Annotated in this window: 10 protein-coding genes and 1 pseudogene; all 11 read left to right on the top strand. The window is 67.0% G+C overall.

Annotated features, from left to right (window positions below; translation table 11 throughout):
• The first annotated feature begins 2 nt into the window (after positions 1-2).
• The 11 genes and pseudogenes from PGN25_11625 to PGN25_11575 all read left to right on the top strand — a co-directional run bounded on the left by PGN25_11625 (position 3) and on the right by PGN25_11575 (position 12810).
• Entirely contained in the window at positions 3-1193 is a 1191-nt protein-coding gene (locus PGN25_11625; GenBank protein MEH3118205.1) for an FAD-binding oxidoreductase, read from the top strand.
• A 69-nt stretch (positions 1194-1262) separates the two neighbouring features.
• A pseudogene (locus PGN25_11620) lies at positions 1263-1548 on the top strand (4Fe-4S dicluster domain-containing protein).
• Between the two features lie 65 nt (positions 1549-1613).
• The gene (locus PGN25_11615; protein ID MEH3118204.1) at positions 1614-2162 is read left to right on the top strand and encodes a formaldehyde-activating enzyme; all 549 of its coding nucleotides are present in this window, start codon (positions 1614-1616) and stop codon (positions 2160-2162) included.
• A 133-nt stretch (positions 2163-2295) separates the two neighbouring features.
• Positions 2296-3549 carry a sarcosine oxidase subunit beta family protein gene (locus tag PGN25_11610; protein MEH3118203.1) on the top strand — a complete coding sequence of 418 codons (1254 nt, stop codon included), beginning with the start codon at positions 2296-2298 and terminating at the stop codon, positions 3547-3549.
• Positions 3550-3560: 11 nt separating this feature from the next.
• Entirely contained in the window at positions 3561-3845 is a 285-nt protein-coding gene (locus PGN25_11605; protein ID MEH3118202.1) for a sarcosine oxidase subunit delta, read from the top strand.
• The gene (locus PGN25_11600; GenBank protein MEH3118201.1) at positions 3826-6699 is read left to right on the top strand and encodes a 2Fe-2S iron-sulfur cluster-binding protein; all 2874 of its coding nucleotides are present in this window, start codon (positions 3826-3828) and stop codon (positions 6697-6699) included. Before PGN25_11605 ends, PGN25_11600 begins: the two co-directional genes overlap by 20 nt.
• Complete coding sequence (locus PGN25_11595; GenBank protein MEH3118200.1) at positions 6692-7243, top strand: hypothetical protein; 552 nt, start codon at positions 6692-6694, stop codon at positions 7241-7243. The genes PGN25_11600 and PGN25_11595 overlap by 8 nt, the downstream gene beginning before the upstream one ends.
• A gap of 518 nt (positions 7244-7761) precedes the next feature.
• Positions 7762-8964: a glycine C-acetyltransferase gene (locus PGN25_11590; GenBank protein ID MEH3118199.1), complete on the top strand. Its 1203-nt coding sequence runs from the start codon at positions 7762-7764 to the stop codon at positions 8962-8964.
• A 57-nt stretch (positions 8965-9021) separates the two neighbouring features.
• Positions 9022-10050, top strand: a complete 1029-nt coding sequence (gene tdh, locus PGN25_11585) for an L-threonine 3-dehydrogenase (protein ID MEH3118198.1) — start codon at positions 9022-9024, stop codon at positions 10048-10050.
• 65 nt (positions 10051-10115) lie between these two features.
• On the top strand, positions 10116-11528 hold the full coding sequence (gene thrC, locus PGN25_11580) for a threonine synthase (GenBank protein MEH3118197.1): 1413 nt from the start codon (positions 10116-10118) through the stop codon (positions 11526-11528).
• 307 nt (positions 11529-11835) lie between these two features.
• The gene (locus PGN25_11575; protein ID MEH3118196.1) at positions 11836-12810 is read left to right on the top strand and encodes a homoserine kinase; all 975 of its coding nucleotides are present in this window, start codon (positions 11836-11838) and stop codon (positions 12808-12810) included.
• Positions 12811-12835: the final 25 nt, after the last annotated feature.

The raw sequence follows: 12835 nt of genomic DNA, 5'->3' as shown, positions 1-12835 counted from the left end.
GCATGACTTTGCCCATCCTCCCCTCGGACGAGGCCCCCCCCAAGGGCGCATCCGTCATCGTCATCGGCGCCGGCGTCACCGGATTGAGCGCGGCCTGGTGGCTGGCGCGCTCGGGCGTCGACGTCCTCGTGCTCGACAAGGGCCTCGTCGGCTGGGAGGCGTCGGGCCGCAACGGCGGCGGCTGCTCGCACTACCAGAGCCCGCTCTTCCTTGAGGAGCAGCGGCTCTGGCCGCAGATGGACGAGCTTCTCGGCTACCCCACCGAGTACCGGCGCGAGCGCATCATCCTCGCCGTCAGCGAGAACCAGTGGACGCAGTACCGGCGCATCGCCAAGATCATCCTGCGGTACGGCATCGAGGTCGACGAACTCGATCCGCGGGCATGCCGCGAGGCGATCCCGCTCGCCGGCGACAACGCGGTGGGGGCGATCCACATCCGTGGCGGCGGTCACGCCAACCCGCAGCGGACCGTGCAGGCTTATGCGTGGGCGCTGCAGGATCTGGGCGGCCGTGTGCTGCAGCATACGCCGGCGCTGCGCATCGTCGAGCAGGGCGGCAAGGTCACGGGCGTCGAGACGCGCCTGGGATTCCTGGCCTGCGACCATCTCATCGTCGCGGCCGGTCCTCAGAGCGAGGCCCTGCTGTCGCCGATCGGGATCAGGCTGCCCCTGGCCTCCGCCCGGGCGGAGATGATTGTCACCGAGCCACTTCCTCTCATGCGGGTCGGCGGCTGCGACGGCAACGGGCTCTACGGCCGCCAGACCCTGCGCGGAAACCTCGCCTATGGCGGCGGTCCGCACGAGTGGATGGATGTCGGGCCGAACGGTCCTATCGCCCGCCCGAGTTCGCCGCTTCTGGCCAATCTCTCACGGCGGCTGTCCGAGCTGTTCCCGAAGGCGGCGCATGTGCGTGTGATCCGATCCTGGGCCGGCGTGGTGGAGAACACGCCGGATGGACGGCCGGTGATCGACAGGCCGGCCGATCCCGGCAACGTCACCGTCTGCACCATGTCGGGTGTCGGCTTCGGTCTGTCGCCCGCGAGCGGCCACGCGATCCGCGATCTCGTGCTCGATGGGCGCTGCTCGTTCACCGACCTCGAGAAATACAGTCTCGACCGGTTCAGAAACCTCCCGTCGGATTGGCGTGAACGCCAGGGCTGGCGCAGTCCGGCTACCAGCAGCGCCGCTGCCTGATGCCGACCGATCCGGCCGCGAGGTCGATCCGTTCTGGCGGCAGCGCCCTCGCGGCCGAAGGGCTGGCAAACCTCGGTCTACCTGTCGAACACCAACCACGAGGAGGACCAGCCGCCCCACCTCAAGGTCCGGGACATGGAGCTGCAGAAGCACTCCGAGCACGACGTGTTCGGCGGCCCCTCCGGCCGGCGTCTACGAGTGGGTGGAGGATGCCGCCGCCTCGGACGGGGTGCGCTACCGGATCAACGCGCAGAACTGCGTCCACTGCAAGACGTGCGACATCAAGGATCCGAACCAGAACATCGACTGGGTGACGCCCGAAGGTCCGGGCGGGCTGAACTATCCAAACATGTGATTCAGATCTTTGCATTCGATCCGATCGTCATCAGGGCAAATCTTCTCGAACAGGGATTACGCAACATGAGTGACCGCATCATCCTCCGCGCCGGCGAGGCCCTCGTCGCGGGCGGCCCGCCCAATACCGCCTCCGAGCCGGAAGTCATCATCGGCGAGCTCGACGGCCCGGTCGGCACTGCCCTGGCGACCCTGACCGGCGACCAAGTGGTCGGCCACAGCCGCGTCTTCGCGCTCCTCAACACCGACATCATGGTCCGCCCGGTGACGCTGTGCGTCTCCAAGGTGAGCGTGACCGAGAGCAAGTACACCTCGATCCTGATGGGCACCGTCCAGTTCGCCATTGCCAACGGCGTGCTCGACGCGGTGCGGGCCGGCTACATCCCCAAGGAGAAGGCCAACGACCTCGGCATCATCTGCTCGGTCTGGCTCAGCCCCGGCGTGATCGAGGCCGAGACGGTCGACCACAAGGCGCTGTTCGAGATTCAGCGCAAGGGTATGACCGAGGCGATCCGCAAGGCCATGACCCATGAGCCATCGATCGATTGGCTGCTCGAAAATCAAAATGACATCGTGCACAAGTATTACCAGATGGGGATCGACGGAAAAATTTAATGAATATTGCCGCGCGGTCTGATGGCAATCACCCCATTACCGTGTCGGCATCTCGCCAGATCGTGACTCCGGCACTCGACTCGTCCGATCCGTATTCGAGTGATACGATCACAAGCAGGGCTTTTACAGGCCAATGACAAAGCATTATTCAGCCTTATCCTTGTTCAAGGAAGGATTGAACCAGCAGCTTGGCTGGCAGAAAGCTTGGCGTTCGCCTGAGCCCAAGTCCCGCTACGACATCATCGTCGTCGGCGGCGGCGGGCACGGATTGGCCACCGCCTACTACCTCGCCAAGAACCACGGCATCCGGAACGTCGCGGTCGTCGAGCGCGGCTGGCTCGGCGGCGGGAATACCGGTCGCAACACGACCATCGTGCGGTCGAACTATTTCTTCCCGGAGAGCGTCGCCCTCTACGATCTCGCGCTGCGGCTCTACGAAGGGCTCGGCAAGGCCCTGAACTACAACATCATGCTGTCCCAGCGCGGAGTGCTCACGCTCGCGCATAGCCCGGCCGATTTAGAGATGGCGACGCGGACCGTCAACGCGATGCAGATCAACGGCATCGACGCGGAACTCTTCGGGCCGGCCGACGTCCAGCGCGTGGTGCCCCTCTACAATCTCGGCCCGGACAATCGCTATCCCGTCTATGGCGGGGTGTGGCAGCAGCGGGCGGGCACGGCCCGCCACGATGCCGTCGCATGGGCCTATGCGCGCGCGGCCGATCGCCTGGGAGTCGACATCATCCAGGGCTGCGAGGTCCGGGAGTGGATCGTCGAGAACGGCCTGTGCCGGGGCGTGAGGACCACCCGCGGCGAAATCAGGGCCGACCGGACCGGCCTCGCGGTCGCCGGGAACTCCTCGGTCATGGCGGAGAAGGCCGGCTTCCGGTTGCCGGTGATCTCCTATGCCCTTCAAGCCTGCGTGTCCGAACCGATCAAACCCGCCGTCGACACGGTTGTCTCGTCGCCGGCGACGGGCACCTACATCAGCCAGTCCGACAAGGGCGAGATCGTGATCGGCGGCGGGCTGGACCGCATCCCGTCCTACGGGCAGCGCGGCAACCTGCCCACCCTTCAGACGGTCATCGCCGGCGCCCTCGAGATGTTCCCGAGCTTCCGCCAACTGAGGCTCATGCGGCAATGGGCGGGCATCGTCGATGTCGTGCCGGACAGTTCGCCGATCCTGGGAGAGAGCCCGCTGCCCGGCCTCTTCCTGAATTGCGGGTGGGGAACCGGCGGATTCAAGGCCATCCCCGCAGGCGGCACGCTGCTGGCCCATCTCCTGGCGACCGGCCGCCACCACGACATCAGCAAACCCTTCGATCTCAGGAGGTTCGCGACCGGCCGCCTCATCGACGAGGCGGCCGGTTCCGGCATCGCGCACTGACGGAGAAACCGATGCAGCTTTTTCCCTGCCCATTCTGCGGGCTGCGCAGCGAAGCCGAATTCCACTTCGGCGGAGATTCCGGAAACGCGCGGCCCGAGGGCCAGTCCGCCGCCGAGACCGCGACGTGGACGGACTACCTCTATTTCCGCAGGAATTCGCGGGGCCCTGCCAGCGAAGTCTGGATGCACATGACCTGTGGCGAGGTCTTCCGAATGGATCGTGACACGCTCACCCACAAAGTTTCGGGCTCGGCCCCTCTCTCGCATGGAGGCGAGCATGTCCGCGCGGCGTCTTAAGACGGGCGGGAGCGCCCTCGATCGCTCCTCGAGCATGACCTTCACGTTCGACGGGCGCGATCTTACGGCCTTCGCCGGCGACACGATTGCGTCCGCCCTGCTGGCCAACGGCGTCGACATCGTCGGACGGAGCTTCAAGTATCACCGCCCACGCGGGATATGGGGAAGCGGCGTCGAGGAGCCGAACGCGCTCGTCGACATCGCGGGCGAGGGCGGACGGCCGAACGTCCGGGCGACGACGGAACCCGTCCGCGACGGCCTGTCGATCCGCAGCGTCAACGCTCATCCCACGGCGGCGGCGGACCGGCACGGCTTCTTGGACCGGTTCTCGCGCTTCATTCCCGCCGCGTTCTACTACAAGACGTTCATGTTCCCCGACTGGCACCTGTTCGAGCCGCGCATCCGCGAGATGGCCGGGCTGGGCAGGCTTGATCCGGCGGTGAGGGCCCTCGGTCCCGGCGACCAGGTCGACGTCCACTGCGACGTCCTCGTGGTTGGCGGCGGCGCGGCCGGGCTGCTCGCCGCGCTGGCGGCCGCGGAGGCCGGCAAGTCGGTGATCCTGTGTCAGGACGATTGTCTGTTGGGCGGCGCGCTGCTGCACCGCGAGGTAGAGATCGATGGCGTCTCCGGCCCCCGGTGGGCGGCGCGGGTGAGGCAACGTCTCGCTGCGCTCGGCGTGACCATCCTGGTGCGGACCACCGCGTTCGGGATCTACGACCACGGACTCGTTGCCCTCAACCAGCGCCTCGGCGACAAGGTGCCGGATCGGCTGTGGCGCGTGCGTCCGCACCTCACGATCCTCGCGACCGGGGCGATCGAGCGGCCCCTGCCGTTCGCCAACAACGACCTGCCCGGCATCATGTCGGCGGAGGCGGCCCTGGTCTACCTCCGGCGCTATGGGGTCCTTGTCGGCGACAAGGTGGTGATCGCGACCAACAACGGCTTCACCCGCGAGGTCGCCACGGCGCTCGCCAAACAGGGGGTCGAGGTCACGCTCGTCGATCATCGCGCGGGCGCCCGACCGCGCGACGGCCTGCGGTCTCTCGAGGGCCGCACGGTCGCGAGGGCGACGGGACGCCGGAAGGTCGACGGCGTCATCCTCGATGACGGCACACGTCTGGCCGCCGATTCCGTCCTCGTCTCGGGAGGATATACGCCCACCATCCACCTCTATTGCCAGGCGCAGGGGAGGCTCGCCTGGAACGATGGCATCCTCGGCTTCGTCCCGGACGGCTTGCTCCCCGGGGTCAAGGCCGTCGGTGCGGCCTCGGGCCGGTTCGACCTGCCGGCGATCCTGGACGATGTTCGCGACGTCCTCGGGGGCGTCGGGATCGCCGTCACCCTTCCGAGGCTCAGCGGCGGGGCGAGGGCGGATACGGGCATCGTGGCGGCTTGGCCGCGGCCGAAGACGAAGGGCAGGGTCTGGATCGACCTGCAGAACGACGTGACGGCGAAGGACGTCGAACTCGCGGCCCGGGAAAACTTCGTCTCCGTGGAGCACCTCAAGCGCTACACGACCCTGGGCATGGCGACGGACCAGGGCAAGACGTCGAACCTGAACGGCCTCGCGCTCATGGCACAGTTGACCCAGCGGAGCATTCCCGAGGTCGGCACCACCACCTACCGGCCGCCGTTCACTCCCGTGCCGATGATGAGCTTCGCCGGCATGGGCACGGGCGAATTCATGAACCCGCCCCGTCGTCTGGCCCTGGAAGCGGCCCACCTGGCGGACGGGGCCGTGATGCAGGAATACGGCGGCTGGCTCCGTCCGGCGTGGTACGGCTCCGGCGAACCCGCGACGGCCATCGCGCGCGAGGTGACGCGGGCCCGCCGGGGAGTCGCATTGTTCGACGGCTCTCCCCTGGGGAAGATCGAGGTCGGCGGCCCGCAGGCGGCCGCCTTCATGGACTTCATCTACTACAACACCATGTCGACGCTGAAGCCCGGGCACTGCCGGTACGGCTTCATCCTGCACGAGTCCGGCATCGTCTTCGACGACGGTGTCCTCGTCCGGCTAAGCAACGACCATTTCGTCGTGTCCTGCTCGTCGTCGCACGTACGAGGGATCCACGCGCTCCTTGAGGAGTGGCGTCAGGATCGCTTCGATCGCGAACAGCTCTTCATCCACGACGCGACCGCCGACACGGCCACGCTGACGGTCTCCGGCCCGAAGTCGAAGGCCCTGCTCGAAGCGCTCGACCTCGGCCTCGCGCTGGATGACGAGATCCTGCCGCACATGGCGACCGGATGGGGAAATTACCGCGGCATCCCGCTGCGCGTCACGCGGGTCAGCTTCACCGGCGACCGCAGCTACGAGCTCTCGATCCGAGCCGACAGGGCCGGCGCCCTCTGGGCGGATCTGAAACGGGCCGGCAGCCGGTTCGAAGTCGTGGTCATGGGTGTCGAAGCGTTGCTGCTGATGCGGGCCGAGAAGGGCTACATCATCATCGGCAAGGACACTGATGGCATGACACGGCCGATGGACCTCGGCGTCGTCGCGCCGTTGACCAAGAAGAAGGTAGATTTCCTCGGGCGGCGGTCGCTGATGCTCGAAGAGGCGCAGCGGTCCGACCGGAAGCAATTCGTGGGCCTGGAGGTGATCGACGGCGGCCCGGCCTTCGCGACCGGCGCCCACGGCGTCGAGGTCTCCGGGGACAGGGTCCGAAGCCTTGGCTACGTCACCTCCAGCTACGACAGCCCGACGCTCGGCCGCCCGATCGCGCTGGCGCTCATTGAGCGCGGTGCGAGCCGGATGGGCGAGGTGATCGACGTGCAACACTTGGGTCGGCGGCGGAAGGCGAAGATCGCGCAGCCCTGTGCCTACAATCTGGACGGAGGGCGTCTCCATGCGTGAGTTGGTGCGATCCTGGTCGGCGATTCCCGACCTGTCTGAGGCGGAGATCGAGCGGGACGGCCTGCGCATCCGTTCGTGCGCCGGCCTGGAGCAGTGGATGGTGAGCGGAAACGATGCCGCCGCGTGCCGGGCGGCCGGCGTCACGACGCCGGCGGCTGGGGCGCTCGGCGTCGTGCGCGGCGCGCCGTACGCGGTCCGGGTGGGGCGCGACCGGATCTTGCTCGTGGGCCAGCCCGCCATGCCGGTGGAGGCCGGCTGGTCCGCGGATGGCTACCTCGCCTCCAACATGTCGGCGGGCCTTCACGTCTTCGACATGCAGGGCGATCGCGTGGAGGACATCGTGCGCCGCGCCTGCGTGATTGATCCGAGGGCGCCCGGACCTTGCGCGGCGGTGACGTTCGCCGGGGTCACGGCGGTGCTATACGGCCTGGAGCAACCGGGACGGCTCAGGCTGCATGTCGATCGCGGCTTGGCTGCTTACGTCTGGACCTGGCTCGGCACGGCGTGCGGGATGTTCCTCGGAGGGGGCATCGCACGCGCGTGACACGGCCGCAGGCGTTCCAGACCTGACAATGCCTTGTCCGGGCACGCGTCTCCCCTCGTCGTCCGGGCGGCGAACCGTTCTGCCGGGGGAGCCGGCTCCGATCGGTCGGTCGCCCGGGGCTGCGGATTTTGCCGGTTTCCATCAAATCGATGTGCCCACCTGCATTTGAAGAATTTAGATGGCGGTAGTAGATTTTGGATGTGCCATGATTTCATGAGCCTGTTGCTCTGCCGGTTCCTGCGCGCTACGATTTGAAAAGATTCGTTCAATGCAAAATATTAAACGAAAATCTGTAGAATCTCCCTCGATAACTGTGCTCTTCGGATCTTGATAGAACTTATCGAGCTTGGCGCTTGGTGACGCGAGCTTCGACGCTGCAGATGTGTTCACATGATCTCCGTGGATCGTGGACAACGCTGCCGCGACGATCGACACGTTGAGCGTCTTCCGTCGCCGCCTGGGACGGAGCCCGAGAGCCAGCAGAGGACGGATCGGCGGAAGCGATGAGGGACTTTGTGATGGCGTCGAGGTTTCTTGACCATGTCGAGGGCGTCCTTGCGGACATCCGCGATGAGGGTCTGTACAAGGTCGAACGCGTGATCGCAGGCCCGCAAGGCGGGCGGATCGAGATTGAGTCCGGCGGAGCGAGGCGAGCGGCGGTCAATCTCTGCGCCAACAACTATCTCGGCCTCGCGGCTGATCCCGAGATCGTCGCGGCGGCCAAGGCCGCCCTCGACGAGTTCGGCTTCGGGATGGCGTCCGTGCGCTTCATCTGCGGCACCCAGACCCTGCATCGCGCCCTTGAGACGAGGATTGCGCGCTATCTTGGCAAGGACGACGCGATCGTCTTCGCCGCCTGTTTCGATGCCAATGGCGGGGTGTTCGAGCCGCTGTTCGGCGCTGAGGACGCGATCATCTCGGATTCCCTGAATCACGCCTCGATCATCGACGGCGTCCGCCTGAGCAAGGCCCAGCGCTACCGCTTCGCCAACGGCGACATGAACGGGCTCGAAGACCGTCTCAAGGAGGCGGATCGCACCGGCGCCCGCTTCAAGCTGATCGTGACCGACGGCGTGTTTTCGATGGACGGCTACATCGCCAACCTGCCTGCCATCGCGGACCTCGCCCGACGGTACGGCGCCCTCGTCATGGTCGACGACTGCCACGCGACCGGCCACCTCGGAGACAAGGGCCGCGGCACGCCCGCCCTGACGGGAACGAGCGGGCAGATCGACATCGTGACCGGAACGCTCGGCAAGAGCCTGGGCGGGGCGATGGGCGGCTTCGTCGCGGCGTCACAGCCCATCGTCGATCTCCTTCGCCAGCGCGCGCGGCCCTACCTCTTCTCCAACAGCCTCGCACCCGCGGTCGCCGCCGGATCGCTCAAGGCGATCGACCTCGCGGAACGGGCGGACGACCGCCGCGCGCGACTGACGGCGCATGCCGGAAGGTTCCGCGCCGGCTTGACGAGGGCAGGTTTCGAATTGCTGCCGGGCGACACGCCCATCATCCCGGTCATGCTCCACGATGCCCGCCGCGCCCAGGGCATGGCATCGGCGCTGAACGAGCGCGGCGTCCATGTCGCGGCCTTCTTCTTTCCGGTCGTCCCGAAGGGGGCGGCACGGATCCGCACGCAGATGTGCGCGGCTCTGAGCGAGACCGACATCGACTTCGCGATCGACGCCTTCGCCGATGCCGGCCGGTCGTTCGGTCTCGTCTGAGGCCGCTCGCAAGCGGCACAACACTTCGAACCGGTTGAACCAGGTTAGGTCCGTACGATGAAGGCGCTTGTCAAAGCCGAGGACGAAGTCGGCCTCTGTTTGCGGGACGAACCCGTTCCGGCCATCGGCGCGGACGAGGTTCTGATCCGCGTCAGGAAGACCGGCATCTGCGGCACCGACATCCATATCTATACGTGGGACGACTGGGCGCGTAAGACCGTCCCTGTCCCGATGGTGGTCGGGCATGAATATGCCGGCGTGGTGGTCGAATGCGGCTCCGCGGTACGAGGGATTGCCGTCGGCGCCCGCGTTTCCGGTGAAGGGCACGTCATCGGCATGCAGAGCCGGGCGGCCCGGGGCGGCCGGTTTCACCTGGATCCGATGACGCGTGGCATCGGGGTGAACATTCCCGGTGCGTTCGCGGAATACGTCAAGATCCCCGCCTTCAACATCGTACCTCTTCCGGACGATATCGACGACGAGATCGGCGCGATCCTCGATCCGCTGGGCAACGCGGTTCATACGGCGCTCTCGTTCGATCTCGTCGGCGAGGACGTGCTGATCACGGGCGCCGGTCCGATCGGCATCATGAGCGCCGCGGTCGCCCGGCATGTCGGGGCACGGCACGTCGTCATCACCGACATCAATCCGACGCGCCTGAGCCTCGCCGGCGAGGTCGCGGATGTTGTCCCCGTCGACGTGTCGAAGGAGGACCTTGCCTCGGTGAGGGCGCGCCTCGGCATCAAGGAAGGCTTCGACGTGGGACTCGAGATGAGCGGCGCGCCTGCCGCCTTCGAGCAGATGGTCGAGCACCTCGTGATGGGCGGCAAGATCGCGATGCTCGGCATACCGACGCGCCCGTCACCGGTCGACTGGACGAAGCTCGTGTTCAAGATGCTCACCGTCAAGGGCATCTACGGACGCGAGATGTTCGAGACGTGGCACAAGATGCTGGCGATGCTTCAGAGCGGCCTCGACGTGCGCAAGGTCATCACGCACCGCCTGCCGGTGGACGACTATGCGCGGGGCTTCGAACTGATGGCGAAGGGCGATTGCGGAAAGATCGTGCTCGACTGGACGGCCTGACCCGCGGGCCCTCCCCGACAGGAATGCGGAAACCTGGACTCTCGGGACGACGTGAAGGACGCGCTATGCTGTATGTTTCGACCCGTGGTCAGGCGCCGAAGGTCGGCTTCGTCGAGGCAATGTTGACCGGCCTCGCGCCCGATGGAGGGCTCTACGTCCCCGAGCAATGGCCGGCTCTCGCACCCGAACGGATCGGGCGTTTCGCAGGCGCGCGCTACGCGGACGTCGCGAAGGTGGTGGTCGGCGCGCTGACCGGGGACGACATTGCTCCGGAGGATCTCGACCCAATGATCGAGAGGGCCTACGGCCCCTTCCGGCACAGAGCGGTCTGCCCCCTCGTCCAGATCGACGACAACCTCTTCCTTGTCGAACTCTTTCACGGGCCGACGCTCGCGTTCAAGGACGTGGCGATGCGGCTCTTAGGCCAACTCCTCGACCATACGCTGCAGGCCCGCGGCGAACGCGCCACGATCGTCGGTGCGACGTCGGGCGATACCGGCAGCGCCGCCATCGATGCATTCCGGGGCCTGAATTGCGTCGATGTCTTCGTCCTCTACCCGCAGGGGCGGGTATCCGAGGTCCAGCGCCGGCAGATGACCGGATGCGACGCCCCCAACGTCCATGCCGTCGCGGTCGAGGGCACGTTCGACGACTGCCAGGGCATGGTCAAGGCGCTGTTCGCCAGTCCGGGTTTCCGCGAAGAGATCAAGCTCTCCGTCGTGAACTCGATCAACTGGGCGCGGATCGCCGCACAGGCGGTCTACTATTTCACGGCGGGCGCGGCGTTGGGCAGCCCGGGCCGGGCGGTCTCCTTCTCCGTTCCGACCGGCAATTTCGGCGACATCTTCGCCGGCTGGGCCGCGAAACGGATGGGCCTGCCGATCAATCGCCTGATGATCGGAACAAACGAGAACGACATCCTGGCGCGGACCCTCGCAACCGGCACTTACGAGGTTCGCGGCGTCGTCCCGACGAGTTCCCCCTCGATGGACATCCAAGTGTCCTCGAATTTCGAGCGACTGCTCTTCGAAGCCGGCGGCCGGAACGCCGCCGCAGTAATCGAGGCGATGGCCGATCTCGCCCGATCGGGCCGCTTCACGATCGATCCCCGGGCGCTGCAGGCGATACGGACGGATTTTTCCGCCGAGTCGGTGGGCAGGAAGGCGGCTGCCGCGGAGATCGCGGAGACGCGGCGGGACAACGGTTACATGCTCGACCCTCACAGTGCCGTAGGAGTGCGCGCGGCGCGCACGCTGCTGCGCGCCGCGCCGGCGACACCGGTCGTCGCGCTTGCGACGGCCCATCCGGCGAAGTTCCCCGAGGAGGTGCAGCGCGCATCGGGGCTGCGGCCGCAGCTCCCAGCGCATCTCACCGATCTGATGGAACGCCCCGAGCGCATCACCGTCCTGCCGAACAGCCAGGCGGCGGTGGAGGACTTCGTCCGCCGGCACAGCCGAGTCGCGCGCGAGCGCCTCTGAGAGCCGTCGAAGGAAGACACGCCGTTTGGGCATCTCCGTCTCCGGGTTGGCCCTCGTCGTGGCTTCGAAAGCGACCGGCGGCGGCTCGTATCGGCCCGCCGGGAGGATCGCCCGTCACGGATCGACCCGGCGACGGCACGGCTGCCAATATCCCGGAGCGGACGCCGCCGCTCGGTCACGAACGATCGCGGGCATCCTTCGAGACCGGCGGGCCCCACCGATCTTCCCCTGCCCGCCGCAGTGAACGGAGCGCCGGCGGAGGGGATGTCGCGAGGTTCTTCACGCATCGGGGCGGAGGATTGCAGAATTGGCTGTCTATACGGAAGTCACGCGCGCTCAACTCGCCTCGCTCCTGCGCGAGTACGATCTCGGTCAATTGCGATCGTATCAAGCCATCGCGGAAGGCGTGGAGAACAGCAACTACCGCATCGAGACCGAGGCAGGCCGGTTCATCCTCACGCTCTATGAAAAGCGCGTGCGGGCGGACGATCTGCCGTTTTTCCTCGAATTGAAGGAACACCTCCACGCGCGTGGCATCGCCTGCCCCCGGCCGGTGCGGAGCCACGCCGGTGACGTCATCGGGGCCATCGCCGGGCGGCCCTGCGCGATCGTCACTTTCCTCGAGGGCGCGTCCGTCCTGGTCCCCGTCGCGCACCACGCCCGGGACGTCGGCGCGATGCTGGCGCGCCTGCATCTGGCGGGCGCTGACTTCCCGTCGCGCCGCCGCAACGCCCTGTCGTTGTCGGATTGGCCGGGCCTTTTCGCCGGCGCGCAAGCGCATGCCGACGACGTCGCGGACGGCTTGGCGGCCACGGTCCGGAACGAACTCCTTCACCTCGCGGCGCGCTGGCCAAAGGGCCTGCCCCACGGCGTGATCCATGCGGACCTGTTCCCCGACAACGTGCTGTTCTCCGGCGGCGAGCCGTCCGGCGTGATCGACTTCTACTTCGCCTGCAACGACTCCCTCACCTACGATCTCGCGATATGCCTCAACGCGTGGTGCTTCGCGCCGGACGGCACGTTCGACCGCGACAGGGGCCGCGCCATGCTCGCCGGGTATGAAAGCGTGCGGTCCCTCGGCACGGCCGAAGCCGATGCCCTGCCCACGCTCTGCCGCGGGGCCGCACTGCGCTTCCTGCTCACCCGGTTGGTCGATTGGCGCGACGGCCGCGACGGCGCCCTCGTGAAGCGCAAGGATCCCCTCGAATACCTGCGCAAGCTCGCCTTTCACCGGTCGGTCTCGAGCGCGATCGATTATGGCCGGACGGTTGCTGCGATCTGACGAACGCGAGGGAAGGAGCACCGTC

Source organism: Methylorubrum populi, from assembly GCA_036946625.1.
Taxonomy (GTDB): Bacteria; Pseudomonadota; Alphaproteobacteria; order Rhizobiales; family Beijerinckiaceae; genus Methylobacterium; species Methylobacterium populi_C.
Note: the sequence above shows the minus strand (reverse complement) of the source record. Positions and strands in the feature narration are given on the sequence as shown.